The 25,866-nt window shown below is 73.2% G+C and carries 20 protein-coding genes and 2 tRNA genes; 11 read left to right on the top strand and 11 right to left on the bottom strand.

Annotated features, from left to right (window positions below):
* The first annotated feature begins 1 nt into the window (after position 1).
* Positions 2-637 carry a pentapeptide repeat-containing protein gene (locus AMK19_RS24185; RefSeq protein WP_241844553.1) on the top strand — a complete coding sequence of 212 codons (636 nt, stop codon included), beginning with the start codon at positions 2-4 and terminating at the stop codon, positions 635-637.
* 166 nt (positions 638-803) lie between these two features.
* Positions 804-2,855 carry a phosphocholine-specific phospholipase C gene (locus AMK19_RS24180; RefSeq protein ID WP_073815226.1) on the top strand — a complete coding sequence of 684 codons (2,052 nt, stop codon included), beginning with the start codon at positions 804-806 and terminating at the stop codon, positions 2,853-2,855.
* Positions 2,856-2,970: 115 nt separating this feature from the next.
* On the opposite strand, the gene adhE is transcribed toward AMK19_RS24180, so the two are convergent.
* Positions 2,971-5,529, bottom strand: coding sequence for a bifunctional acetaldehyde-CoA/alcohol dehydrogenase (adhE, locus tag AMK19_RS24175; RefSeq protein WP_073815224.1), 2,559 nt, complete (start codon positions 5,527-5,529; stop codon positions 2,971-2,973).
* Positions 5,530-5,854: 325 nt separating this feature from the next.
* On the opposite strand from adhE, the gene AMK19_RS24170 reads away from it, so the two are divergent.
* Complete coding sequence (locus AMK19_RS24170) at positions 5,855-6,064, top strand: hypothetical protein (RefSeq protein ID WP_073815222.1); 210 nt, start codon at positions 5,855-5,857, stop codon at positions 6,062-6,064.
* A 52-nt stretch (positions 6,065-6,116) separates the two neighbouring features.
* Here AMK19_RS24170 and AMK19_RS24165 read toward each other — a convergent pair whose 3' ends face one another.
* Positions 6,117-9,326, bottom strand: a complete 3,210-nt coding sequence (locus AMK19_RS24165; protein WP_443135035.1) for a S41 family peptidase — start codon at positions 9,324-9,326, stop codon at positions 6,117-6,119.
* Positions 9,327-9,574: 248 nt separating this feature from the next.
* On the opposite strand from AMK19_RS24165, the gene AMK19_RS24160 reads away from it, so the two are divergent.
* Complete coding sequence (locus AMK19_RS24160; RefSeq protein WP_073815218.1) at positions 9,575-11,248, top strand: chitinase; 1,674 nt, start codon at positions 9,575-9,577, stop codon at positions 11,246-11,248.
* Between the two features lie 122 nt (positions 11,249-11,370).
* Positions 11,371-11,751 carry a VOC family protein gene (locus AMK19_RS24155; protein WP_073815215.1) on the top strand — a complete coding sequence of 127 codons (381 nt, stop codon included), beginning with the start codon at positions 11,371-11,373 and terminating at the stop codon, positions 11,749-11,751.
* A 71-nt stretch (positions 11,752-11,822) separates the two neighbouring features.
* On the opposite strand, the gene AMK19_RS24150 is transcribed toward AMK19_RS24155, so the two are convergent.
* Positions 11,823-11,896 (bottom strand) — tRNA-Lys (locus tag AMK19_RS24150).
* A 111-nt stretch (positions 11,897-12,007) separates the two neighbouring features.
* Here AMK19_RS24150 and AMK19_RS24145 point away from each other — a divergent pair.
* Together AMK19_RS24145 and pgi are read left to right on the top strand one after the other, a co-directional pair.
* The gene (locus tag AMK19_RS24145; RefSeq protein WP_073815213.1) at positions 12,008-13,588 is read left to right on the top strand and encodes a Na+/H+ antiporter; all 1,581 of its coding nucleotides are present in this window, start codon (positions 12,008-12,010) and stop codon (positions 13,586-13,588) included.
* A 172-nt stretch (positions 13,589-13,760) separates the two neighbouring features.
* Positions 13,761-15,425, top strand: a complete 1,665-nt coding sequence (gene pgi / locus AMK19_RS24140) for a glucose-6-phosphate isomerase (protein ID WP_073815211.1) — start codon at positions 13,761-13,763, stop codon at positions 15,423-15,425.
* A 64-nt stretch (positions 15,426-15,489) separates the two neighbouring features.
* Here the strand turns inward: pgi and AMK19_RS24135 are convergent, their stop codons facing one another.
* Complete coding sequence (locus tag AMK19_RS24135; RefSeq protein WP_073815474.1) at positions 15,490-16,152, bottom strand: GntR family transcriptional regulator; 663 nt, start codon at positions 16,150-16,152, stop codon at positions 15,490-15,492.
* Positions 16,153-16,211: 59 nt separating this feature from the next.
* On the opposite strand from AMK19_RS24135, the gene AMK19_RS24130 reads away from it, so the two are divergent.
* The 3 genes from AMK19_RS24130 to AMK19_RS24120 are packed head-to-tail and all read left to right on the top strand — an operon-like array spanning position 16,212 to position 19,038.
* Positions 16,212-16,994 carry a (Fe-S)-binding protein gene (locus AMK19_RS24130; RefSeq protein WP_073815210.1) on the top strand — a complete coding sequence of 261 codons (783 nt, stop codon included), beginning with the start codon at positions 16,212-16,214 and terminating at the stop codon, positions 16,992-16,994.
* Positions 16,991-18,424, top strand: a complete 1,434-nt coding sequence (locus tag AMK19_RS24125) for a lactate utilization protein B (protein ID WP_073815208.1) — start codon at positions 16,991-16,993, stop codon at positions 18,422-18,424. Before AMK19_RS24130 ends, AMK19_RS24125 begins: the two co-directional genes overlap by 4 nt.
* Positions 18,421-19,038 carry a LutC/YkgG family protein gene (locus tag AMK19_RS24120; protein WP_073815207.1) on the top strand — a complete coding sequence of 206 codons (618 nt, stop codon included), beginning with the start codon at positions 18,421-18,423 and terminating at the stop codon, positions 19,036-19,038. Before AMK19_RS24125 ends, AMK19_RS24120 begins: the two co-directional genes overlap by 4 nt.
* On the opposite strand, the gene AMK19_RS24115 is transcribed toward AMK19_RS24120, so the two are convergent.
* The 7 genes from AMK19_RS24115 to AMK19_RS24085 form a co-directional block, all read right to left on the bottom strand.
* Positions 19,039-19,314 carry a hypothetical protein gene (locus AMK19_RS24115; protein WP_073815205.1) on the bottom strand — a complete coding sequence of 92 codons (276 nt, stop codon included), beginning with the start codon at positions 19,312-19,314 and terminating at the stop codon, positions 19,039-19,041.
* A 105-nt stretch (positions 19,315-19,419) separates the two neighbouring features.
* Positions 19,420-19,493: transfer RNA gene (locus AMK19_RS24110), tRNA-Lys, on the bottom strand.
* Between the two features lie 87 nt (positions 19,494-19,580).
* Entirely contained in the window at positions 19,581-20,126 is a 546-nt protein-coding gene (locus AMK19_RS24105; protein WP_073815204.1) for a bifunctional DNA primase/polymerase, read from the bottom strand.
* Positions 20,127-20,252: 126 nt separating this feature from the next.
* Complete coding sequence (locus AMK19_RS24100) at positions 20,253-20,660, bottom strand: hypothetical protein (protein WP_241844552.1); 408 nt, start codon at positions 20,658-20,660, stop codon at positions 20,253-20,255.
* Between the two features lie 140 nt (positions 20,661-20,800).
* Positions 20,801-22,192, bottom strand: coding sequence for an AAA domain-containing protein (locus tag AMK19_RS24095; RefSeq protein WP_073815470.1), 1,392 nt, complete (start codon positions 22,190-22,192; stop codon positions 20,801-20,803).
* Between the two features lie 7 nt (positions 22,193-22,199).
* Complete coding sequence (locus AMK19_RS24090; RefSeq protein WP_073815202.1) at positions 22,200-23,798, bottom strand: hypothetical protein; 1,599 nt, start codon at positions 23,796-23,798, stop codon at positions 22,200-22,202.
* Positions 23,795-25,012, bottom strand: a complete 1,218-nt coding sequence (locus AMK19_RS24085) for a hypothetical protein (RefSeq protein WP_073815200.1) — start codon at positions 25,010-25,012, stop codon at positions 23,795-23,797. Before AMK19_RS24085 ends, AMK19_RS24090 begins: the two co-directional genes overlap by 4 nt.
* 192 nt (positions 25,013-25,204) lie before the next feature.
* On the opposite strand from AMK19_RS24085, the gene AMK19_RS24080 reads away from it, so the two are divergent.
* Entirely contained in the window at positions 25,205-25,849 is a 645-nt protein-coding gene (locus AMK19_RS24080; protein ID WP_073815198.1) for a histidine phosphatase family protein, read from the top strand.
* Positions 25,850-25,866 lie beyond the last annotated feature (17 nt).

The raw sequence follows: 25,866 nt of genomic DNA, 5'->3' as shown, positions 1-25,866 counted from the left end.
CGTGCGCCTGGAAGACCTCCCCTATGCCCACCTGCTGCAACGCCACACCGGCCCGCTGCGGGCCGACGCCCGCTACGACACCGTCCACTTCGACGACCTCGACCTGACCGGCCAGCTCGGCGGCGCGAGCTTCCTGGAGTGCGCGTTCACCGGCGTCCGCGCGGAGAGCGCGAAGCTGCGCCGGGCCGGCTTCAACGAGGTGTGGCTGCACGGCGGGCGGCTGGTCGGCGTCGACCTCGCCGAGAGCGAGTGGCAGGACGCCGAGATCGACTCCACCGTGCTGGCCGGCATCTCCGCGTACAGCTCGGCGATCCGCCGCACGGTCTTCCGCCAGTGCAAGCTGGAGGCGGTCAACCTGCGCGGCGCGACGCTGCGCGACGTGGTGTTCGAGGACTGCCTGCTGCGCGACGTCGACCTCGCCGACGCGAAGCTCACCGACGTGTCGTTCCCGGGCTCCACGCTGGAGGACGTGCGGCTGCGGGGCGCGACGCTCAAGAACACCGACCTGCGCCGGGCCGCGCGGCTCGGCCTGCCGGACGGACACCTGGGGCTGCGCGGCGCGATCATCTCGACCGGGCAACTGCTGGACCTGGCACCGCAGTTCGCGCAGGCGCTGGGGATCTCGGTGAAGGACTGAACGAGAACTCCGGATCGCCGTACCGGCCGTTCATCTGGTGAACGGTTCGACAAACGTTCGGTTCAGGTCATGGCCATGTCGCCCTCGGCTGCGTGAGGATGCTCGGCGTTCGGACACCAGGTGTCTGAACAACATCATCAGCAGCCGAAGGGCAGGGCGGGTCGAAATGGCAGAGCTGAGTCGCAGGAAGTTCATGGCGCTGTCGGCGAGTGCGGCGGCCGGTGCGGCGGTGGCCGGGTCGGTGGTCGGGGGCGGGGCGGCCCCGGCCGTCGCGGCGCCGGCGGGCACCACGGGGACGATCACGGACGCGAAGCACGTGGTGATCCTGATGCAGGAGAACCGGAGCTTCGACCACTACTTCGGGACGCTCAAGGGCGTGCGCGGCTTCGCCGACCGCTCGGCGATCCAGATATCCGGCGGCTACAGCGTGTTCAACCAGCCGAACCTGCTGGGCCGCCAGTACCCGTGGCAGTTCAGCGCCACCAAGCCGGCCGGCGGCGCGGACCCGGAGCGCCTCGCGCAGTGCAACGGCGACCTTTCGCACGCCTGGTCGGACCAGCACAGGGCGTGGAACAGCGGCAAGTTGGACTCCTGGGTGGCGGCCAAGGGCAACGTCCGCACGCTCGGCCACCTGACCAGGGCGGACATCCCGTTCCACTTCGCACTGGCCGACAACTGGACGGTCTGCGACGCCTACCACTGCTCGGTGCTGTCGGCGACCGGCCCCAACCGCACCTACCACTGGTCCGGCCAGATCGACCCGTCGGGCGCGGCGGGCGGCCCGGCCTACGACGGCGGCGACGAGTCGGGCCTGCGCTGGCAGACCTACGCGGAGGCGCTGGAGAACGCGGGGGTGAGCTGGAAGGTCTACCAGAACGCGTCCGACAACTACGGCGACAACGCCTTGGCGTACTTCACCCAGTTCTCCTCGGCCCCGGCGGGCAGCGCGCTCGCAGTGAAGGGCATGGGCTCCGTTCCCAAGGCCACCAACCGGACGCCGGACGACATCGTGGCGGCGATCCGCGCGGACGTGGTGGCGGGCACGCTGCCGCAGGTGTCGTGGATCGTGCCGGACCAGGCGTCCTCGGAGCACCCGTACGCCACGCCCGCCGACGGCGCGCACTTCGTGCACAACGTCATGGACGCGCTGAACGCGAACCCGGACGTCTTCAACTCCTCGATCCTGTTCGTCAACTACGACGAGAACGACGGCTTCTTCGACCACGTCCCGCCGCCGGCCGCGCCCGCCGGAACCGCCGGGGAGTTCTACAGCGGCGTCAACATCGGCCTCGGCTTCCGGGTCCCGATGCTCGCCGTCTCGCCGTGGAGCCGGGGCGGGTGGGTGTCCTCGGAGACCTTCGACCACACCTCGGTGCTGCGCTTCCTGGAGAAGTGGACGGCCGCCCAGGGCAAGCCCGCGACCTGCGTGAACATCTCGGCGTGGCGGCGGAAGGTGTGCGGCGACCTGACCGGACTGTTCGACTTCGCCAACCCGGTGTACGGGATGCCCGCACTGCCCGACACCTCGGGCACCATCGGCCTGGCCGCCTGCGGCCCGCTGCCGAACCCGGCGCCCGTCAACAACCAGCTGCCCGCGCAGGAGGCCGGCACCCGTCCGGCGCGTGCCCTGCCGTACCAGCCGGTGGCGAACCTGGACCACCTGGAGTTCGGCTCCGGCGGCGTGACCAAGGTCTGGATCGCGATGGCCAACCAGGGCACCGCCACCAGCCACTTCGCGGCCTACGCCAACGCCTACCGCTCCGGCGGCCCCTGGCAGTACACCGTGGACGCGGGCGCGACGACCAGCGACTTCTTCAACTGCGGCACCGGCTACGGCTCCGGCAAGTACGACCTGACGGTGATCGGCCCCAACCGCTTCCTGCGCCGCTTCACCGGCGACACCACCGCCGCCGGCCGGAACGCCGCCGTCACCGCGACGTACGCGCCCGCGCCCGACACCGGCAGGCTCGCGATCTGGTTCCAACTCGCCAACACCGGCACCGCGCCGATGACGTTCACCATCACCTCCACCAACTACCGCACCGACGGCCCCTGGAGCTACCAGGTCCCCGCCGGAGGCAGCGTCGGCGACTGGTTCAACGCGGCCGCCTACACCAACGGCTGGTACGACTTCACCGTGACGGTCAGCGGCGACGCCGCCTGGTCGCAGCGCTTCACCGGCCACCTGGAGACCGGCGCCGCCTCGATCTCCGGCTGACCGCCCGGCACCCCGCGTGCGGGCCGGGTGCGGCGAAGACGTCGCGCACGGCCCGGCGCCGGGGTGTCGGCGAACGGGAAGGCAGGCCCTGGGCGGTCCGCCGCGGCCCCGGCCGTCACACCGCCCGGTCGTCGCCGTAGTAGGCCAGCGTCATCAGCCGCCGCAGGTCCCGCAGCATCGGCAGCCGCGGATTGGCCGGCGCGCACTGGTCCTCGAACGCGTTCATCGCCTGTTGCTCCAGGCCGGCCAGGAACGCCGTCTCGTCCACCCCCGCCTCCTTGAACGAGCGGGGGATGCCGACCCGCTCGCGCAGCTCCTCCACCGCGAGGGCCAGCGACTCCACGCCCTGCTCGGGGGAGTCGGCGGGCAGGCCCAGGGTGCGGGCGATCTGCCGGTAGCGCTCCGGGGCCACGTAGCTGCGGTACTTCGGCCAGCTGCTCACCCGGGCCGGGGCCGAGCCGTTCCAGCGGATCACGTGCGGCAGCAGCAGCGCGTTCGCCCGCCCGTGCGGCACGTGGAAGGTCGCGCCCAGGGTGTGCGCCATCGCGTGCACCGCGCCCAGGAACGCCGAGCCGAACGCCATGCCCGCGATCGTCCCCGCGTTGTGCATCCGCTCCCGCGCCACCGGGTCGGCCGGGCCGTCGTGCACCGCCGCGGGCAGGTTCTCGAAGACCAGCCGGACGCCCTGCAGCGCCAGGCCGTCGGTGAAGTCGTTGGCGTACACCGACACGTACGTCTCCACGCAGTGCGTCAGCGCGTCGAAACCGGAGTCCGCCGTCACCGCCGCCGGCAGGTCGCCGGTCAGCGCCGGGTCCACGATCGCCACCGTCGGGGTCAGCGCGTAGTCCGCCAGCGGGTACCGCCGGCCGGTCTCCGGGTCGGTGACCACCGCGAACGGGGTGACCTCGCTGCCGGAGCCCGAGGTGGTCGGCACGCACACCAGCCGCGCCTTCTCGCCCAGGTCGGGGAAGGTGAAGGCGCGCTTGCGGATGTCGAAGAACTTCTCCGTCAGGTCCGCGAACTCCACCCCCGGGTGCTCGTACAGCAGCCACATCACCTTCGCCGCGTCCATCGGCCCGGCGCCGCCCAGCGCCACCACGGTGTCCGGCCGGAACTCGCGCAGCAGCTCCGCGCCCCGCTCCACCGTCGCCACGCTCGGCTCCGGCTCCACCGAGTCCACCACCCGCACCTCCACCGGCTCCGCCCGCCGGCGCAGCACCTCCCGGACCCGCTCCAGGTGGCCGACCTCCACCATCGCCCGGTCGGTGACCACCACCACCCGGCGGGCCCCGTGCAGGTCCGCCAGGTACCGGAGCGAGCCGCGCTCGAAGAAGATCTTCGGCGGGACCTTGAACCACTGCATGTTGGTGTTGCGCCGCCCGATCCGCCGCACACCGATCAGATGCGGCGCCGAGACGTTCCCCGACACCGTGGGCAGGAAGGCGTTGTACACGTCGCCGATGCCGCCGTGCGAACCCGGCGCGTTCCAGACGATCCGGCCCGCCCGCACCCCCGCGCCGAACTCCTCCGCGAACGCCGCGTCCTCGGTGTGCACCACCGCCGACTGCCCCGGACCGCGCAGCTCCACCAGCTCCGCCGCCAGGCGGACGCCCTGCGCCCGCGACCGGACCCGCAGCACCGCCAGCACCGGGCAGGGCTTCGGCCCGGTCAGCGGGCCGACCCCGTCGACCTCCGCGAGGAGCACCGAGGTGTCCTCCGGCACCTCGAAGCCCGCCGCCCGCGCCACCTCCGCCGCCGACCGCCCGACCAGCTCCGCCCTCAACTCGCCGTCGCCGTCGAACAGTTGCTGCTCCAGCAGGGCCGTCTCGGCAGGGTCCGCCAGGTGCGCCCGCAAGGTCCGGAACTCCGCCAGCGCCGCCTCGTACACCTCCTCGTCCAGGATCACCGCCTGCTCGGCGGCGCAGACCATCCCGTTGTCGAAGGACTTCGACAGCACGATGTCGTTCACCGCGCGCCGCAGGTCCGCGCTCCGCTCCAGGTACGCCGGCACCGTGCCCGCGACCACCCCCAGCGCCGGCTTCCCGCACGAGTACGCCGCCCGCACCAGCCGGTCCGCGCCCGTGACGAGGATCGTCGCCACCCCGTCGTGCCGCATCAGCGCGTCCGTCGCCGCCGCCGACGGGGCGTCGATCCACTGCACGCAGTGCGCCGGGGCGCCCGCCGCGATCGCCGCGTCCCGCACGGCCCGGGCCGCCTCCGCCGAACAGCGCTGCGCCGACGGGTGGAACGCGAACACGATCGGATTGCGGGTCTTCAACGCGATCAGCGCCTTGAAGACGGTGGTCGAGGTCGGATCGGTCGCCGGGGTCAGCGCCGCCAGCACGCCCACCGGCTCGGCGATCTCCACGATCCCCTCGATGTCGTCCCGGGCGATCACCCCGACCGTCCGCATCCCCGCCAGCGAGTGCGTGACGTTCTCGCAGGCGAGGACGTTCTTCACCGCCTTGTCCTCGAACACCCCGCGCCCGGTCTCCTCGACGGCCAGCGCCGCCAGCCGGGTGTGCGCGGCCAGCGCGGCCAGCGCGGCCTTCTTCACGATCCGGTCCACCCGCTCCTGGGTGAGACCCGCGTACTCCCGCAGGGCCTTGTGCCCGTTGCGGACCAGGGCGTCGACGGCGTCGGTGCTCCCGTCGGGGGACGGCTGATCGGACATGGCGCGCTCACCTCTCAAGCTGCGGCTGTGGGGCGGCTGACCCCCTCAGCCTCGGGCGGCAGGCCGGGCGGCGGCCACGCCCGCCCGCCGCGATCGGCCCCCGGGCGGACGCCTTCTCCTTTGCCGCGCACGGCAGTTCGGCCCCGGCCCCGATGCGGCGGCGGCCTGCGCCGGGCGGGTGAGCCGGGGCCGTCCGGGTGCGACCCCGCAGGGCCGGTGCGAGGGTGGTCGGAGCCCACTGTCCACGCCCTCCCGGCAAACCGGGCGGCGTACCGTGAGAAGTGGGGCAGCGACAGCAGGGGGGACGCCCACCCGAGGAGGAGACATGGGCATCTTCGACAGGTTCCGCAACCACCCCGCCGAGCCCGCGGCCGACCCCGCCGAGCGGGCCGCCCTCGCCCACGACGAGGCCGCCGACGCCTTCGGCGACCGCGCGGAACGCGCCCGCGACGAAGCGGAGCGCCGCGTCCGGCAGGAACGCGAGGACCGACAGGCAGCCGAGAACATGACGGCCGAGGGAGACCCCTGGGGCTGACCGCGACAGCGAACGCCGGCGCCCGGGCGGGCGTCGGCGTTCGCCCTGGGTCTCAGGCCCGCGGCGGCAGCGGCGGGCGGCGGAGGTTCGGGCGGCCGATGGTCGGGGGCGGGGGCGCGGCGGCGGGGGTGTGGGTCAGCAGGTCGAGGGCGAGGGTGACGGCCGCGGCGAGGTCGGTGTGCTCGCCGCGCGCCCAGTCGCGGGGAGTGCGGACGACCTCGATGTCGGGGGAGACGCCGCGGTTCTCGACCGAGAAGCCGACGCCGCCGGTGAACCAGGACGCGTTCTTCGGGACGGAGATCTGGCTGCCGTCGCCGAGCGCGTTCCGGCCGGTCATGCCGACCACGCCGCCCCAGGTGCGGGTGCCGACCACCGGGCCGATTTCGAGGGCCTTGATCGCGCTGATGATGACGTCGCCGTCGGAGCTGGTGGCGTGGTCGGCGAGCGCGACCACCGGGCCGCGCGGCGCGTCCCGGGGCCAGCGGACGGGCTGCCGGCCGCGGGTGAAGTCCCAGGCCAGGACCCGGCGGCGGAGCTTCTCCAGGACCAGTTCGGAGACGTTGCCGCCGGCGTTGCCGCGGACGTCCAGCACCAGGGCCGGGCGGGCGAGTTCGGAGCGCAGGTCGCGGTTGAACTGCGCCCAGCCGGAGCCGCCGAGGTCCGGGATGTGCAGGTAGCCGCACACGCCGTTGCTGAACTCCCGTACCAGGTGCCGGCGTTTGGCCACCCAGTCCTGGTAGCGGATGGGCCGCTCGTCGGTCAGCGGGGTGACGGCGATCCGGCGCACCCGCTCGCCGTGGCGGACCGTCAGCTCCACCGTGGTGCCGCCCGTCCCGGCCAGCAGCGGCGTGGGACCGCGCACCGGGTCCGGCGGGCGGCCGTCCACGGCGAGCAGCTCGTCGCCGTCGTGCAGGCCGTAACCGGCAAGCGGCGCACGGGCCTTGGGGTCGGAGGACTCGCCGGGCAGGATTCGGTCGACCAGCCAGCGGCCGTCCGGGTCGCGGTGCGCGTTGGCGCCGAGCAGGCCCAGCGGCTGCTGGGCGATCGCCGGGCCCTCGCCGCGTCGCGCCGGGGTGACGTAGGCGTGCGAGGTGCCGAGCTCGCCGAGCAGCTCGCGCAGCAGGTCCGCGAAGTCGTCCGGGGAGGCCACCCGTTCCAGCAACGGGGCGTACTGGTCGGTGAGTTCGGGCCAGTCGAGGCCGCACATGCCCGGGTCCCAGAACTGGTCGGCGACGATCCGGGCGGCCTCGAAGTAGGACTGCTGCCACTCGGCGGCCGGATGCACGGTGTGGGTGATCCGGCGCAGGTCCACGGCGAGCGGCGCGGTCGGCGCGGACAGCAGGTACAGCTTGAGCGCCCCGCCCGAGAACACCGACACCGCCGAGCCGTCCGCCGACACCGCGAAACCGTCCAACTGCTCGACCAGCGTGCTGCGGCGGCCCCGGGCCAGGTCGAAGAACTCCAGCGCCGGGCGGCCCGAGGTGTCCTCCGGATTGGCGAAGGTCTGGCCGAGCGCGCCCGAGATCGGCCAGCGCAGCCACACCACGCCGCCGCGCACCGCCGCCGTGGCCGAATACTTGGACGCGATCACCGGGAACGGCACCAGCCGCTTGCTCAGCCCCTCCTCGTCCACCTGCACCGTGCCGTCGCCGGTGGCCTCCTCCGGGTCCAGACCGACCGGCGGACGGCCCTCCGCCGGGGAGGCGAACGGCGACGGGGTGTCGGCGGCCAGCGGCACCAGGTACGGGCGGCAGCCCAGCGGGAACGACAGGTCGCCGGTGTGCACGTCGTGCACCGGGTCGAAGCCCCGCCAGGACAGGAACACCAGGAACCGGCCGTCCCGGGTGAACACCGGATGCTCGTCCTCGAACCGCCCGCCGGTGACGTCGATCGCCCGCTCCGGCCGGTCCACCCGGGCCAGCCGCACGGCGCGCAGCGACCGGCCCGCGACCGGCTGCGACCAGGTCAGCCACTGCGAGTCCGGGGAGAACGACGGGCTGGAGACCGGCCCGTACCGGGACGCGACGACCTCCGTGACGCCGCCCTCGGCGGTGTCCACCAGCAGCAGCCGGCCGTCCGAGCAGGCCACCGCCAGCCGGCTGCCGTCCGGGGCGGCGGACAGCTCCTGCACCCGGCCGATCAGGCCCGCCGCGATCCGGCGGTGCGGGGCCGGGTCGTTCTTGCCCGGCAGGTGCGCCAGCTCGATCGCGTCCTCGCCCTCCGCGTCGGTCACCCAGGCCGCCTGGCCGCCCCAGCCGAGCACCAGCGGCAGCCGGCAGCGCACCCCCGGGGTGTCGGCCAGCACCCGGGCCGGGCCGTCCCGGTGGGTCAGCCAGTACAGCGAACCGCGCACATTGATCACCCCGGCCCGGCCGGTGGCGTCGCAGGCCAGGTCCTTGACGTTGTTCGCCGCGCCCACCTGGTATGGGCGACGGCCCGCCCGGGCGCCGCCGAGCGGCACCTCCAGGCGGCGCGGGGCCGGCGCGTCCAGCGAATCCAGCAGCCACAGGTCGCCCGCGTGCTGGTAGACGATCCGGGTGCCGTCGGTGGCGGCCTCCCGCGCGTAGTACGTCGCATGGTCGGTGTGCCGTCGCAGGTCGGTGCCGTCCGGGCGCACCGAGTACACGTTGCCCACGCCCTCGTGGTCGGACAGGAACGCCACTCGGGTGCCCGCCGGGGTCTCCACCGGCATCGGCGCGGCCAGGTGGCCCGGCAGGTCCGGCAGCAGCAGGTCGTGGTCCACCCAGAGCCGGCCGGTCGCGCCGCCCCGGTAGCGCTTCCAGAACGCCGGCTCGTGCGGGGCCGCGTCCGTCAGCAGCACCGTGTGCCCCGCCCCCATCTGCGCGTCCGCCACCGGCCCCCACGGCATCCGCCGCCCCGGCGCGCCGTCCGGCGGCAGCTCCCACGCCCACGTGTAGTGCGCGAACGGCTCGTGGTACGAGGTGACGGCCAGCACCTCCCCGTTCGGCAGCCACCCCCGCACCCGGGTGTCCTGGCTGCCCCAGAACGTCAGCCGGGTGGCCGCGCCGCCCGCCACCGGCGCGGTGAACACCTCCGGCGTCAGCGCGAACCAGCTGGTCCACGCCAGCACCGTGCCGTCCGGCGACAGCCGGGGGTGGCTCACCCTGGTCCGGTCCGCACTGACCCGCCACGCCCGCCCGACCGAGCCGTCCGCGGCGAGCGGCGCGACCCAGACGTCGTCCTCGGCGGTGAAGGCGAGCAGACCGTCGCGTACATGGGGGAAACGCAGATATCCGGGCACCACTCCATGGTTCGACCCCGCGCCGGGGGCCGCAACGCGGGCGGGTCCGGGTGCGTTTCCGTCGACTGATCGGTCGTCAAGGAGCGAGGGTCGCCGGTGCATTGACAGGGGCGGGCCGAGCCGGTTCAGTGGTCTAGTCCAACTCCCAGGGTGCGTGCCGGTGCGGCGGCATGCCCCGGGCCGGAAACCCCACAGTCCGGCGGGCGGGAGACGGACGTTCCCCCACACAGAGGCAGGAGCATCCCCACATGCGCACTCCCCGAAGGAAGCGGCTGCTCGCCGCCGGAACGGCCTGGGCCGTGGCCGCCGCGGGCGCCGTAGCGATCAGCTTCGGACTGGCCGGGTCGGCCTCGGCCGGCGAATTCCTCGTCAACGGCGGCCTGGAGACCGGCACGCTCAACCCCTGGACCTGTTCCGGCAGCACCGGCAGCGTCGTCACCGGCCACGCCCACAGCGGCACCTACGCGCTGGCCGGCGCCGCCTCCGCCACCGACACCGCCCAGTGCACCCAGACCGTCGCCGTCGCCCCCAACACCACGTACACGCTCAGCGCCTGGGTCAACGGCTCGTACACCTACCTCGGCGTCAACGGCGGCGCCTCCACCTGGACGCCCGGCACCGGCGGCGCCTACCAGAAGCTCTCCGTCAGCTTCACCACCACCGCCACCCAGACCAGCGCCACCGTCTTCACCCACGGCTGGTACGGGCAGGGCACCTACTACGCGGACGACGTCTCCCTGGACGGGCCGGGCGCGCCGAGCTCTTCTCCCTCGGTGCCGAGCTCGCCGAGCCCGTCCGCCTCCGCGTCCGCGTCCGCTTCCGCTTCCGCCTCGGCTTCTGCCTCGGCCTCGGCTTCTCCCTCCGCTTCGGCCAGTCCGTCCGGCTCGCCGAGCACGCCGCCGCCGGCCGGGAGCCACGCGCTGGTCGGGTACCTGCACGCGAGCTTCGCCAACGGGGCCGGGTACCTGAAGATGTCCGACGTGCCCGACAGCTGGGACATCATCGACCTCGCCTTCGGTGAGCCGGACTCCATCACCTCCGGCAACATCCACTTCAACCGGTGCCCCGTCGCGCAGTGCCCCGGCGTGGAGTCCGACGCCGACTTCAAGGCGGCCATCGCCGCCAAGCAGGCCAAGGGCAAGAAGGTCCTGCTGTCGATCGGCGGCCAGAACGGCGAGGTGCAGCTCACCACCACCGCCGCCCGGGACGCCTTCGTCTCCTCGGTCTCCGCGATCATCGACAAGTGGGGCCTGGACGGCCTCGACATCGACTTCGAGGGGCACTCGCTGTCGCTCAACACCGGCGACAACGACTTCAAGAACCCGACCACGCCGGTGATCACCAACCTGATCTCGGCCGTGAAGAGCCTGAAGGCCAAGTACGGGGCGAACTTCCAGCTGACCATGGCGCCGGAGACCTTCTTCGTCCAACTCGGCTACCAGTACTACGGATCGGGTCCCTGGGGCGGCCAGGACCCGCGCGCCGGGGCCTTCCTGCCGGTCATCTACGGCCTGCGTGACGACCTGACGCTGCTTCACGTCCAGGACTACAACTCGGGCTCGATCATGGGCCTCGACAACCAGTACCACAACATGGGCGGCGCGGACTTCCACATCGCCATGACCGACATGCTCCTCGCGGGCTTCCCGGTGGCCGGCAACACCGCCAACATGTTCCCGCCCCTCAAGCCCTCCCAGGTCGCCATCGGCATGCCCGCCAACACCTACGCGGGCAACGGCTACGTCGCCCCGGCCGTCGTCAACCAGGCCCTCGACTGCCTCACCAAGGGCACCGGCTGCGGCTCCTACACCCCGCGGGCCGGCAAGCAGCCGAACCTGCGCGGGCTGATGACCTGGTCGATCAACTGGGACAACTACAACGGGAACGAGTTCTCGAAGAACTTCCACAACTACTTCGGGTAGCAGCCGAGGCACCCCTGGGTTCGCACCCTCGCAGTTCCCCGCCCCCGGTTGCGCTCGGGCGTTTCGTACCCGGTCGCCGGGGGCGGGGTGGGTGAATAGCCTGGGGGGAGGAGGTGGTGGTGATGCTGGGAGATGCGCCGTTGTGTGCGGTGATTCCGGTGACCGACCTCGGGCAGGCGAAGACGTACTACCGGGACACGCTGGGGCTGGAGCTGGTGCAGGAGACGGCGGAGGAGGCGGTGTTCCGGTGCGGGGGCGGTGAGTTCTCGATGTACCGGACGCCGTACGGCGGGCAGGCCGGGCACACCTTGGCCAGTTGGAAGGTCGCCGACCTGGATGCCGAGATGACCGAACTGCGCGGTCGTGGCGTGGTGTTCGAGGAGTACGACCTGCCGGGGCTGAAGACCCTGGACGGTGTGGCCGAGAACGACGGCATGCGGGCCGCGTGGTTCAAGGACCTGGACGGCAACGTGCTGTGCGTGAACGAGCGGCGTGCGGAGTAGTAAGAGGAGAGTAGTAAGAGGAGAAGAACGCCGAAGGCCCCTCGCGAGTGCGAGGGGCCTTCGGTTGTCTGTGCGCCGCCAGGGACTCGAACCCCGGACCCGCTGATTAAGAGTCAGCTGCTCTAACCAACTGAGCTAGCGGCGCTTGCTGACGGAGAGAACATTACCTGGTCAGCGCCGGAAACACACAATCGGTCCGGTTGGGGTGGGAACGTATGCTGAAGCGGCCCGTCCGCTTAAGCCGAGAGGATCCGTCGTGGGCCAGCTGTCACTGCTCTTCCTGGTGCTGCTCGCCTCAGTGGTGACGATGCCGCTGGCCCGGAAGACCCGGATCCCGCAACCGGTGCTGATGACGATGGTCGGCCTGGTGTTCGCGCTGGTGCCGCAGATCCCGAACGTGGAGATCGACCCGGAGTTCATCCTGCCGCTGGTGCTGCCGCCGCTGATCTTCGCGGTCGCCCGGCGCTCCTCGATGCGGTACTTCAAGGCCAACATCCGGTCGATCCTGCTGCTCGCCGTCGCGCTGGTGATCGTCACGACCACCGCCGTCGCGGGCGTCTTCTCGTGGCTGGTGCCGGCGGCGCCCCTCGCGGCGGCGGTCGCGCTCGGCGCGCTGGTCTCGCCGCCCGACCCGGTGGCGGCCGTCGCGGTGGCGGGCGAGGTCGGGCTGCCGCGCCGGCTGGTCTCGGTGCTGGAGAGCGAGGGCCTGTTCAACGACGTCACCGCGATCGTCGTGTACTCGCTGGCGATCGAGGCGGTGGTCGACGGCGACCTCTCGGTGGGGCACGCGCTGCTGCGGTTCCTGCTGTCGGCGGTGGTCGCGGTGGCGGTCGGCATCGGTCTGGGCTGGGCCAACGCCAAGCTGGCCGGGCGGCTGGAGGACCCGACCCAGCAGGTGGCGCTGAACCTGCTGGTGCCGTTCGCGGCGTACACGCTCGCCGAGGAGCTGCACGGTTCGGGCGTCTTGGCCGTGGTGGTCTGCGCGCTGTACCTCGCCGACCGGGCCTCGGACGCCGACGAGGTCTCGTTCCGGCTGGTCGGCAACGCGTTCTGGGAGATCGTCGAGACGCTGATCACCGGCGTCGCGTTCGGCCTGATCGGCCTGGAGCTGTCCACCGTCCTGCGGGATGTCAAGGACACCTGGCACACCATGCTCGGCGACACCGCGATCGTGATCGCCGTGGTGGTGCTGGTCCGGTTGCTGTGGCTGCTGCCCGCCGCCTGGCTGTCGAAGCGGGTCAGCAACGGCGAGGAGGACACCCCGATCAGCTGGCGGGAGACCGTGGTGCTGTGGTGGTCCGGGATGCGCGGTGTCGCCACCGTCGCGCTGGCCCTCGGCATCCCGCTCACCCTGCACAGCGGCGTGGACTTCCCGGCCCGCAGCGAGATCATCTTCATCGCCTTCAGCGTCGTGCTGTTCACCCTGGTGGTGCAGGGCCTGACGCTGCCGTACGTGGTGAAGCTGCTCGGCCTGGACAGCGACCACGACGCCCACGAGCAGGCCGTCCGCGACCTGTGGTGGCGGGCCGCGAAGGCCGGGCTGCACCGGCTGTCCGAGCTGGAGGAGGAGGACCAGCTGCCGCCGGAGATCACCGAGCGCCTGCGCGAGCGCCAGCACGACCGGCTGGCCCGGCTCTGCCCGGACCGGTACGAGGAGGAAGAGGCGATGGAGGCGAAGCGCCGCGGCAAGAAGTGGCGGCAGGCGTTCGCGGTCGAGCAGGAGATGATCGCCGCGTCCCGCCGCGAGGTGCTGATCGCGCGCGGCGAGGCCGGCGCCGACCCCGAGATCGCGGACCGCGTGCTGCGGGCGCTCGACCTCCAGTCGGCCAGGAAGTGACGGTCCGTCGACCGCGGGGCGGATGTCCCGGCCGGGCGGCCGGCAGGGAATAGGGTTGGGCCGGGCAAGGCCGGCGACGGTGCCGGCTCGTGCACCGTCCCCGCCGGCCCCAGCGCCACCCTCCCGCCGGAACCAGCCGGTATCTGCACCCGCATGACGCAAGGAGCAACCGATGTCGGACAACACCGCCAACGGCCGGACCCCGCTGGACCGCACTCCGCAGTGGGCCGCGCTGGGGAAGCACCGGGCCGAGCTCGGCGACCAGCACCTGCGCGAGCTGTTCGCCGCCGACCCCGACCGGGGCACCCGCTACACCCTCCAGGTCGGCGACCTGTTCGTCGACTACTCGAAGCACCTGATCACCGACCGCACCCTCGACCTGCTGCGTGAACTCGCCGCCGCCACCGGCGTCGCCGAGCTGCGCGACGCCATGTTCCGCGGCGAGAAGATCAACACCACCGAGGGCCGCGCCGTCCTGCACACCGCGCTGCGCGCCCCGCGCGAGGCGGTCGTCGAGGTCGACGGGGAGAACGTCGTCCCCGCCGTGCACGCCGTCCTCGACAAGATGGCCGACTTCTCCGAGCGGGTGCGCTCCGGCGTCTGGACCGGCCACACCGGCAAGCGGATCCGCAACGTCGTCAACATCGGCATCGGCGGCTCCGACCTCGGCCCCGCGATGGCCTACGAGGTGCTGCGCTCCTACACCGACCGCGGCCTGACGGTCCGTTTCGTCTCCAACGTGGACGGCGCCGACCTGCACGAGGCGGTGCGCGACCTGGACGCCGCCGAGACGCTGTTCATCGTCGCCTCGAAGACCTTCACCACCATCGAGACCATCACCAACGCCGTCGCCGCCCGCAGTTGGCTGCTGGAGCAGCTCGGCGCGGGCGAGGAGGCCGTCGCCAAGCACTTCGTGGCGCTGTCCACCAACGCACAGGGCGTCGCCGACTTCGGCATCGACACCGCCAACATGTTCGAGTTCTGGGACTGGGTGGGCGGCCGCTACTCGTACGACTCGGCGATCGGCCTGTCGCTGATGATCGCGATCGGCTCCGAGCGCTTCCAGGAGATGCTGGCCGGCTTCCGCCTGGTCGACGAGCACTTCCGGACCGCGCCCGCCGAGCAGAACGTCCCGCTGCTGCTGGGCCTGCTCGGGGTCTGGTACGGCGCGTTCTTCGACGCTCAGGCGCACGCCGTGCTGCCGTACTCGCACTACCTGTCGAAGTTCACCGCGTATCTCCAGCAGCTCGACATGGAGTCCAACGGCAAGTCGGTGGACCGCGACGGCCACCCCGTCGACTGGCAGACCGGCCCCGTGGTGTGGGGCACCCCCGGCACCAACGGGCAGCACGCGTACTACCAGCTGCTGCACCAGGGCACCAAGGTGATCCCCGCGGACTTCCTCGGCTTCGCCCGCCCCGTCGACGACCTGCAGGCCGGCCTGGTCGCCCAGCACGACCTGCTGATGGCCAACTTCTTCGCGCAGACCCAGGCGCTGGCGTTCGGCAAGACCGCCGAGGAGGTCGCGGCCGAGGGCGTGCCCGCCGAGCTCGTCCCGCACAAGACCTTCCGCGGCAACCACCCGACCACCACCATCCTCGCCGACGAGCTCACCCCGCACGTGCTCGGCCAGCTGATCGCCCTCTATGAGCACAAGGTGTTCGTCCAGGGCGCGATCTGGAACATCGACTCCTTCGACCAGTGGGGCGTCGAACTCGGCAAGGTCCTCGCCAAGAAGATCGAGCCGGTGCTGCTGACCGGCGAGGGCGGCGAGGCGCTGGACGCCTCCACCGCCGCCCTGGTCGGCCGCTACCGCGAGCTGCGCGGCCGCAAGTAGGCACGGACGGCCGAGGGCCCCGGGGGAACGCCGCGTTCCCCCGGGGCCCTCGTCGTGCCAGGGGTCAAGCGATGCGCGCCAGCAGCGAGTCCGCGTGCGCGCCGATGAGTGCGCGGGCCAGCTCCGGGTCCGGGACGGCGAGGGCGTCGGCGAGCGCCCGGTGCTCGGCGTGGTCCTCGTCGGCATGCGCGCGCGTCGCGGTGGCGGCGGCGGAGATGCGTATCTGACGGTCCCACAGGGTCTCGTACAGCGAGGTCAGGACGGGGTTGCCGGCCGCCCGCAGCAGCGTCAGGTGGAAGTGCCGGCCGGCCTCCACCGGGTGCGGGTCGCGGTGCTCGCAGGCCGCGTGCAGCTCGGCGGCGACCGCCGTCAGGGCGTCCGGGCCGCGCTCGGCGAGGGCGTCCACGGCGGCACGCTCGAACAGCACCCGGGCGGCCAGCACGCTGCGGGCCTCGCCCGGCGCGATCGGGACGACCTGCGCGCCGCGCTTGGGGTACAGCCGTAGGAAGCCCTCCGACTGCAGGCGCAGGAACGCCTCCCGGACGGGGGTGCGGGACAGGCCCAGCTCGATCGCGACCACGCCCTCGGAGAGCAGCGTGCCGCCCGGCCAGGAGCCGTCGAGCAGCCGGGTGCGGACGTGGTGGTAGGCCCGTTCGGCGGTCGACTCGGCGTGCGCGGCGGCGGGCTCGGTGTGCGCGGCGGCGGGGGTGGGCTGGTCGTCGGTCACCACGCCATTCTGCCACGGCGTCCCGTCTTGCATCCATGCTTGCATCTATGATGGCGGGCATGCCTCCGAACGCCCCCCGAACCGCCCTGTTCGTGACCTGCCTGGGCGACACCCTGTTCCCCGGCACCGGCCGCGCCGCCGTCACCCTGCTGCGCCGCCTCGGCGTCGAGGTCGACTTCCCGCCCGGCCAGAGCTGCTGCGGGCAGATGCACTTCAACACCGGCTACCGCAAGGAGACCGCCAAGCTCGCCCGGCACTTCGTGGACACCTTCGGCGACTACGAGGAGATCGTGGTGCCCTCGGCGTCCTGCGCCGGAATGCCCGCCGAGGCCTACCCCCTGGTCGCCGCCGACGACCCCGGCCTGGCCCGCGCCGTCGCCGACATCGCGCCCCGCGTCGTCGAGTTGACCGAGTACCTGACCGACCGGCTGGGCGTCACCGAGGTCGGCGCGTACTTCCCGCACCGGGTCACCTACCACCCGACCTGCCACAGCCTGCGCGCCACCGGGCTGGGGGAGCGCCCCTACCGGCTGCTGCGCGCCGTGCAGGGCATCGACTTCGTCGAACTGCCCGCCCAGGACGAGTGCTGCGGCTTCGGCGGCACCTTCTCGGTGAAGAACCCGGCGGTCTCCGGTGCGATGAACGGCGACAAGGCCCGGCACGTGCGGGAGACCGGGGCGACCGTGCTGGCCGCCGTCGACAACTCCTGCCTGATGAACATCGGCGGCCGGCTCACCAGGGACGGCGACCCGGTGCGCACCCTGCACCTGGCGGAGATCCTGGCCCGGACCGAACAGGACGGGCCGCTGCCCGGCGTCCCCGTGGTGGAGCGTGTGCGATGACGAGGTCGTTCCTGGGCTGGCCCGCGTTCCCCGAGGCCGCCGAACGCGAGGTCGGCAACCGGCAGTTGAGGGAGAACGTGCGCCGCGCCACGCACACCATCCGCGGCAAGCGCGCGGTGCTGGCCGCCGAACGCCCCGACTGGGAGGCGCTGCGGGACACCGCCGCCGCGATCAAGGACCAGGTGCTGTCCCATCTGGAGGAGTACCTGCTCCAGGTCGAGGAGAAGGTCACCGCCGCCGGCGGCACCGTTCACTGGGCCCGCGACGCCGCCGAGGCCAACCGGATCGTCACCGACCTGGTCCGCGCCACCGGCGAGACCGAGATCGTCAAGGTCAAGTCGATGCTCACCGAGGAGATCGGCCTCGACGCCGCCCTCGAAGCCGCCGGCATCAATGCCCGCGAGACCGACCTCGCCGCCACCATCGTCCAACTCGGCGACGACCTGCCCTCGCACGTCGTGGTACCCGCGCTGCACCGCAACCGCAGCGAGATCCGCGACATCTTCGTCCGCGAGATGGGCCGGCACGGCCGGCCCGCGCCCGAAGGCCTCACCGACGACCCCGCCGAACTCGCCGAAGCCGCCCGGCTGCACCTGCGGGAGAAGTTCCTCGGCGCGAAGGTCGCCGTCTCCGGCGCCAACTTCCTGGTCGCCGAGACCGGCACCCTGGTCGTCGTCGAATCCGAGGGCAACGGCCGGATGTGCCTCACCCTCGCCGACACCCTGATCTCCGTCGTCGGCATCGAGAAGACCGTCCCCCGCTGGCAGGACCTGGAAGTCTTCCTGCAACTGCTCGCCCGCAACGCCACCGGCGAACGGATGGCCCCCTACACCTCCACCTGGACCGGCACCACGGACGGCGACGGCCCCGCGGCCTTCCACCTCGTCCTCGTCGACAACGGCCGCACCCGCGCCCTCGCCGACCCCGTCGGCCGGCAGGCCCTGCGCTGCATCCGCTGCGGCGCCTGCATGAACATCTGCCCCGTGTACGAGCGCACCGGCGGCCACGCCTACGGCTCCGTCTACCCCGGGCCGATCGGCGCCATCCTCAACCCGCTGCTCAAGGGCCTCGACGACCCGCAGACCGCGTCCCTGCCGTACGCCTCCACGCTGTGCGGCGCCTGCAACGACGTCTGCCCGGTGCGGATCCGCTTCACCGACGTCCTGCTCGACCTGCGCGCCCAGGTCGCCGACGGCGGACAGCACCCCGTCGAACGCGCCGCGCTCGGCGCCGTCGGCAGCGTGATGGCCCACCAGGCCGCTTGGAAGGCCGCCGTGAAGGGCATCGGAGTCGTCGGCCCGCTGCTGCTGCCCCGCAAGATCCGACTGCCCGGACCGCTCGGCGGCTGGACCGACAGCCGCGCCCTGCCCGACATCCCCCGCGAGTCCTTCCGTGGCTGGTGGAAGCGGACCGAAGGAGCCACCGAATGACCGACGCCCGCACCGAGATCCTCCGCCGGATCCGCGCCGCCGCCGTCCCGCCCGCCCCCGAACCGCCCCGACGCCACCTGCGGCACGCCCCCGGCCTCGACGAGCACGACCGGCCCGCCGTCCTCGCGCTGTTCACCGAACGGCTGGAGGAGTACGGCGCCACCGTGCTGCACGCCGAGCACGCCGGCCCGGCCGTGGCGGAGGCACTCGCCGGCGCCCGCAGCGTGGTCGCGCCCGCCGGGCTCCCCGAGGGCTGGACCTCGGGCTGGGACGGCGAAGTGCGGTTCGACGCACCGCCCCTGACGAACGACCGGCTCGACGCCACCGACGCCGTCCTGACCACCTGCGCCGCCGCCGTCGCCGAATCGGGCACCCTCGTCCTCGACGGCGGACCCGGCCAGGGCCGGCGCGCCGCCACCCTGCTGCCCGACCTTCACGTGTGCGTGGTCCGCGCCGAACAGGTGCACTCCGCGCTGCCCGGCGCGCTCGCCGTGCTCGACCCCGCCCGCCCGCTCACTTTCGTCAGCGGGCCGTCCGCCACCGCCGACATCGAGATGATCCGGGTCAAGGGCGTCCACGGACCACGCCGACTCGTGGTGGTCCTGCTGCCCTGATCAGCCCTCCGCCGGGGGCGGCGCCATCGAAGCGGACGGCGGTGCCATCGAAGCGGACGGCGGCGCCGGACGCGGCTCCGGGCCGTGCTGCGCCGTGTACACCAGCCCGAACCCCAGGCCGGCCACCAGCGTCACCGCCCCCGTCCACGTGAACACCCACCGCAGCCGCCGCTGGAGCCCCTCGCGCCGATGGGCGCGCAACGCGGCCGCCTCGGCCTCGGCGAGCTCGGCGTCGAGCCAGGCGGCCCAGTCGGAATGCAGGTCGTCGGACGCCATGACCGGGACATTAGCAGCCCTTTACGCCCACCTGGCCCGGCCTCGGCGACCTGCGGCGGAGACGACGAAGGCCCCCCGCTCGCGCGGAGGGCCTTCGACTGTCTGTGCGCCGCCAGGGACTCGAACCCCGGACCCGCTGATTAAGAGTCAGCTGCTCTAACCAACTGAGCTAGCGGCGCTTGCTGACGTGGAAGACTTTAGCAGCGGCCGGGGCCGGAGCCCAAATCCGTTTCCGGCCGGAGCGCCGCAGGCCGGGCACCCGGGGTTCAGCAGGGGTTCGGCAGCAGGTCGCCGGACTCGTGCGGGGCCCGGGCGCGGGCGGCGCGGACGGCGGCCCAGAGGATCACGGACGCGCCCGGCAGCCAGGGCTCGCGGGTGTCCGGGGCGACGATCCAGCGGCCGCCGGCGGTGTCGGCGGAGTCCACGGCCCGCTGGACCGGGGGGACGGTCACCGCGTCGCCGATGCCGTGGCAGAGCAGCGGCGGGACGTCCCGCGCCCACTCCTCCCAGGCCAGCAGAGTGCGCAGCCGGGCCGCCGTGCCGGGCTGCACGAACAGCAGGGTGCGGCCGCGGAAGGCCGCCACCGGGCCGCAGCCCGGGCCGGACGCCCACAGCTCGTCGAGCACCCGGCGGCCGAACACCGCGGGCATGCTGATCACGTCGAAGACCCGGCCGCACGGGAGGACGGCGGGCGCCCACGGACGGGCCTCCCACAGTGCGCGCATGCTGCTCGGGTACTCGCTGGCGGAGGCCAGCCACGCCTCTCCGGCGACGCTGACGTACTCGACGGCCTGATAGGTCCAGATGTCCACCCGCCCAGCGTGGACCGGCCACGCGCGGGCCCGCGGCGAAACCCGCGTTCACCGGACACCGGCGGCGGTCAGGGCGTACCATCGCCCGCCGCATATGCCAGCGGCCTGGTGGGCCCCGGGTGCCGCCTACTCCTCGGGAAGGCGACGCTGCAGCGTACGGCCGTACTCGACCATCTTCAGCGCGTAGTCGGGCGTCCATTCGGCGCGCTCGGCGATCTGCTCGGCCGACAGCGCGTCGAAGCGGCGCGGATCGGCGAGCTGGGCCGCCGCGATCGCCTGGAAGTCCGTGGCCCGCTCCGCCGCGGCGCGGAACGCCAACGCCAACTCGGTGGAACGCGACAGCAGTCGAGACGGGTCGGCGATCGACTCCAGGTCGAAGAAACGCTCCGGCTCGGGCTCCGTGCCCTCCGGTTCGAAGATCAACTGGGCCGGGCGGATCCGGCGCCCCCGATCGCCAGGCCCCGGCACGGCCGGTACGGCAGCCGGAGACGGCGCACCGCTCTGGTCGGACGCCTGCGGGTGCGAGTCGGGCATGGCGGGGCACCTCCGGGGGTGGTGAAGGGGAAGACGGCCGCCGTCCATTGTCGCGCGCCGACCGCAGGTAGCGGAACGGTGCGCCCCCGGCTGCTATTCCCTGCCACCGGCGCACGCCGACCGACACGCGCCGGGGCGCATCAGGACAGGCGCACCCGGTGCTCCGACAGGCGCGCCAGCACCGCGTGGTTCGCCTCCCAACCGTCCGGGAACTTCACCGCCACCCCCAGCTGCACCGGCTCCGTCGACGGATGCTCGTCCAACAGCTCCGCGATGCCCGCCCGCGCCACCACGATGCACGCATGCCGGTGCCGCGACGCCAGCACGCACAGCCGGCCCGTCTCCAGATGGAACGCCGTCGCATCCGGACGCCCCGACAACGGATGCAGCACCACCGTCACGTCGTACTCCCGGCCCTGCAAGCGGTTCGCGGTGTCCACCGTCACCGCCTCGCCCAGCGCCGGATCCACCGGCACCCCCAGCCGCGCCAGCTCCGCCCGCACCGCCGCCGCCTGGTCCCGGTGCGCCGTCCCCACCGCCACCCGGCCCGCCGTCAACGGCGCCGAACCCTGCTCCGAGACCGCCGTCAACTCCCGGTCCAGCAACCGCCGCACCGTCTGCGCCACCGCCGCCACCGCCTGCGCGTCCGTCCGCACCGTGTGCCGGGCCGGCAGCTCCAGCAACGCCCAACCGCTCTCCGCCGCCTCGTCGATCGCCGTGTCCACCGCCGAACCGTCCGCCCGCACCCCCGGACGCAGCGTCCGCTCACCCGGGCCGGTGCCCGAACGGAACGGCGTGTACGGGTAGAACGCCGAGGAGATCAACGGCGCCGCCGACGCCGGCAGCCGCCACGACACCGGCAACCGGTGCGGCCGGATCGCCGGATTGTGCGCCAGCAGCGTCACCACCGCCGAACTCGACGGGTCGTACGACAGGCCCGCCCACTGGTCCGTGCCCACCACCGTGAACGGGTCCAACTGCCCCGGATCACCCACGAACAGCGCCCGCTCGAACAGCCGGGCCACCGCCAGCAGCGCGTCCGACCGCATCTGGTACGCCTCGTCGACGATCGCCTGCCGCCACGGCTGCTCGGCCTTCACCCACTGCCACTTCGCCGCCGTGGAGATCACCACGTCCTGCTCCAGCAGGTCCGCGACCTTGTCCTTCGCCGTGACGTTCGCATGCCGCAACGCCTCCGGCGCCGGCTTCGCATCGCTCGCGTGCAGCCGGCCGATCGACATCTCCGGGGCCTTCGACGCCAACCGGTCCACCAGGTCGTCCACCTGGCTGTTGGTCTGCGCGACGATCATCAGCCGCTCGCCCGCATCCACCAGCTCCCGGGCCGCCCGCACCACCAGCGTCGACTTGCCCGCGCCCGGCGGCGAATCCACCACCACCCCGCGCGGCGCACCCGGACGCGGCCGCACCACCGCGTCCAGGATCCCCGCCACGGCCCGGTCCGCCGCCTCGCCCGGCGGCAACGCGCCAGCAGCGTCCAGGGGGTTGGGCACCAGCTCTCCAGAGAAACTCATCCGCACGTCATTCCCACTCGTCCGCACCGGCCGGTGAATCCTCGCCGACCACCGGCGGGCCGCCGTGCGTCCACGGAGTGTCCGCCGGCTCCGGCAACGGCGCCGACTGGCGCGGCGCCAACTCGAACAGCGTGAACACCACCCGGCTGCCCACCTCCGGCACACTGCCCGGCTCCGGGTCCTTCCGCCGCCCCATCCCCGACAGCAGCCGCACCACCACCTCGCCCGACTCCGCCGACACGATCTCCGCCCGCTGCGCCGGCTCCGCGTGCGCCCGGTACACCTCCCGGCCCGGATCCGCGTGCGGACGGTCGCCCGTCCGCACCACCAGCAGCGGACGCGGCTTCGGCGAACGGCCCGCCGACCACTCCGGCACCACGTCCACCACCTCGCCGGCGAACGCCTCGCCCGCCAAACGGCGCTCCGCCATCGCCAACGGGTCGTCCAGCGCCTCCTGGATCTCCAGCTTCGCCTGCTCCCGCTCGCGCTGCGCCAGCTTGCGGGCCGCCGTCACCGCGTCGTCCCGGCGCGGCTGCGGCGGCTCGCCCGCCGCCACCCGGTCCCGGTGCATGGTGAACGACCAGCGGTCGCCCTCCCAGCGGTCCGGCAGATGATCCGCCGGCGGCAGCTCGCGCAGCAGCTCCAGGCCGTGCCACACGTCGTGCCAGGTCGGCAGCGCCGCCGCCAGCAGCACCCGGGCCAACTCCGCCCGCGCCCGCTCGACCAGCCCCGCCGCCCGCTCCGACTCCGCCGCGTCCCGCGAGCCCTCGGCCCGCACCCGCACCGCGACCGCCGCGTCGTACCGCAGGATCGCCGGTGCCAGCACCCGCTCGTCGAACTTCGGATCCGTCGACGGACCGGCCGGCGGATGCACCAGCAGGCCCTCCGCGTCGCGCGCCGACTCCACCCACTCCGCCGCCACCGCCCCCGTCGCCGGCGGCTCCAGACCCGACGGCGACAGATGCCAGGCCATCCGGGCCGCCAGATGCTGGTCCTCCAGGTTCGACTGCCCGGTCGCCCAGTGCCGCGCCAACAGACCCGTCATCGACAGCAGCATCGACGAACCCGGCACCTGCGCCCGGTCCGTCAGATGCGTCAACCACCGCCCCAGCAGCGGCACCTGCGTCGGCGCCGGGTACTCGCCCGGATCCGGATCCTCCGCCGTACGACGGAACCGGGTCGAACGGCCCAGCAGCGCCAGATGCGCCACCCCCGCCGCGTTCGGCACCACCAACTGCGGCGCGTCCGCGCACAACTCCCGCACCACCGGCAGCTTCTCGCCGCTCACCGGGTCCTTCTCCGAACCCTCCAGCAGCTCCACCTGCTCGCCGAACGACTCCAGGTACGGCACCACGTCCGCCGCCATCGCCGCCAGGAACTCCGAACGCTGCGTACGGTTCAGCGGCTGCGGCACCAGATGCAGCCGCGGCGCGTCCCGGTCCGTGCCCAGCAGCACCGCCAGCGGCGCACCCGCCTCACCCGCCGCCGCCAACGGCACCAGCACCATCGGGCGGTCCGACAGATGACGGTGCCGCACCGTCGCCAGCGGCTCCGCCCGCTGACCGCGCACCGCCTCCAGCCGCGCCAACGTGGACAACAGACTCACCGCACGCCCCCGGCCGCCAACGCCTCCGCCCGCAGCCGCGCCGCGTACGCCAACCGCTCGGACGCCTCGTCCAGGCCCAACTCCGCCAGCAGCGCCGGCTCCACCCCCGGCTCGGCGCCACGCCCGGCCGCCGCCAACGCCGCCTCCACCGTGCGCAGCGAACCCAGCTCCCCGCGCACCCCGCGACCCAATTGCTCCACCGCGCCCGCACACCGGGCCTGCGCCCGGCAGTGGAACCCCAGCTCGCAGGTCGAGATGCACTCCGGACCGTACGCCGCCGGCACCGCCTCCACCGCCCGCGTCAACTCCTCGACCGGACGGGTCGGCGCGCCCGAGTCGTCCCGCGCCAGGTCGAACGTCATACCCTCCGGCAGCGCCGCGAGCAACTGCTCCACCTTGGTCATCCGGGACAACTGCCGCCGAGTGGTGGACAGTTCGCGCCGCACATCGACCGGCATCGCGACCGGGCGGTTGGAGAAGTCCTTCGGGCAGACCAGCAGCACCGTCAACTCCGGCGCACCCGGCAGGTCCTGCTCCGCGTACGGATCGGCGGACGGCTCGCGCCCCGCCGCCCGGGCCGCCGCCTGCTGCAACGCCAGCACGTACACCGCGGCCTGCCGGGCCGCCGCGCCGACCTTCGCCGGATCGGCCGACCCGTCCAGCACCGGAAAGGACTTGATCTCCACCACGGTGCACCGGCCGCCGTGCACCACCAGCGCGTCCGGCTCCAGGTACGCCGGGCTGCCCGCCACCTCCAGGCGCAGCATCGGACGGTCCAGCAGCGTCCACGCCGACGGATCGGCGGCCGCCTCGGCCAGCGCCGCCGACGTCCGCTCCGTGCGCATCGCCGGGGACAGCGACGGCAGCAGATCCGGCACCGCCAACGAGGCCACCTCGTCCTCCGGCACCCCCAGCAGCCGGCGCAGCGGCTCCATCAGCACCGCGTAGCCGTCCCGCTTCAACCGGGACTCGAACTGCAGGCCGCGGCGGATCGCGAACGGCGACTGGCCGAACGGCGCAGGCCGGCCCAGACGGTCGGCCAACGCGGTCTTGTCCACCCCCGCGGCGTCCAGCAGCGCGCGGCGGCGGCATCCGGGATTGGCGGCGAGAGCGGCAAGGGCCCGGGCGTCGAGACTGCGCTGCGGCGCGGCACCGCGCAGCTCGGAGAGCCGCCGCAGCGAAGGGGAAGCCTGCCCCAAGTGCGAGACGTTCATGGTGCGGCCCAGTCTCGCATCCGACGCCGACAAAGCGGAGCCCGCCGCTCGATCCGGCGACCCCGGTGGGGGATCATGGGCCGGTGGTCCGCGACGGAGCGGCCCGTGCACCGCAGTCCTCGAAGACCCTCGGGACACCCTCCGGGACACCCTTCGAGCCCCTTCGAGACCCTTCGAACGAGGTAGCCCCCCATGCCCGCCCGTATCGTGCTGGTCCGCCACGGCGAGACCGACTGGTCGGCCACCGGCCGGCACACCGGCCGCACCGACATCCCGCTCACCGACGAAGGCCGCGCCATGGCCCGCGCCCTCGGCGAACGCCTCGGCCGCGCCCCCTGGAACGGCCTGCCCGACGCGACCGTCTACACCAGCCCGCTCTCCCGCGCCCGCGAGACCGCCGAACTCGCCGGCTTCGGCGACCGCGCCGTCGAACGCCCCGAACTGCTGGAGTGGGACTACGGCCAGTACGAAGGCCGCACCGGCGCCGACATCCGCGCCACCGACCGGCCCGGCTGGCTGATCTGGCGCGACGGCGTGCCCGGCGGCGAGAAGCTCTCCGAGGTGGCCGCCCGGGTCGACGCCTTCCTCGCCGAACTCAACGAACGGCACGGCGTCCCCGACGCCGACACCACCACCATGCACTGCGCCGACTGCGACATCGTGCTGTTCGCCCACGGCCACCTGCTGCGCATCCTCACCGCCCGCTGGCTGGGCCTCGCCCCCGAGTACGCGCAGCGCTTCAAGCTCGGCACCGCCGCACTCTCCGTGCTGTCCTGGGAGTACGGACTGCCCGCCGTCGAGATCTGGAACGACCACAGCCACCTCGAACAGGCTTAGGCCCTGCCCGTGGTGGC

This window comes from Kitasatospora sp. CB01950 (assembly GCF_001905465.1).
Classification (GTDB): domain Bacteria; phylum Actinomycetota; class Actinomycetes; order Streptomycetales; family Streptomycetaceae; genus Kitasatospora.
This window is presented reverse-complemented; position numbering and strand designations above follow the sequence as displayed.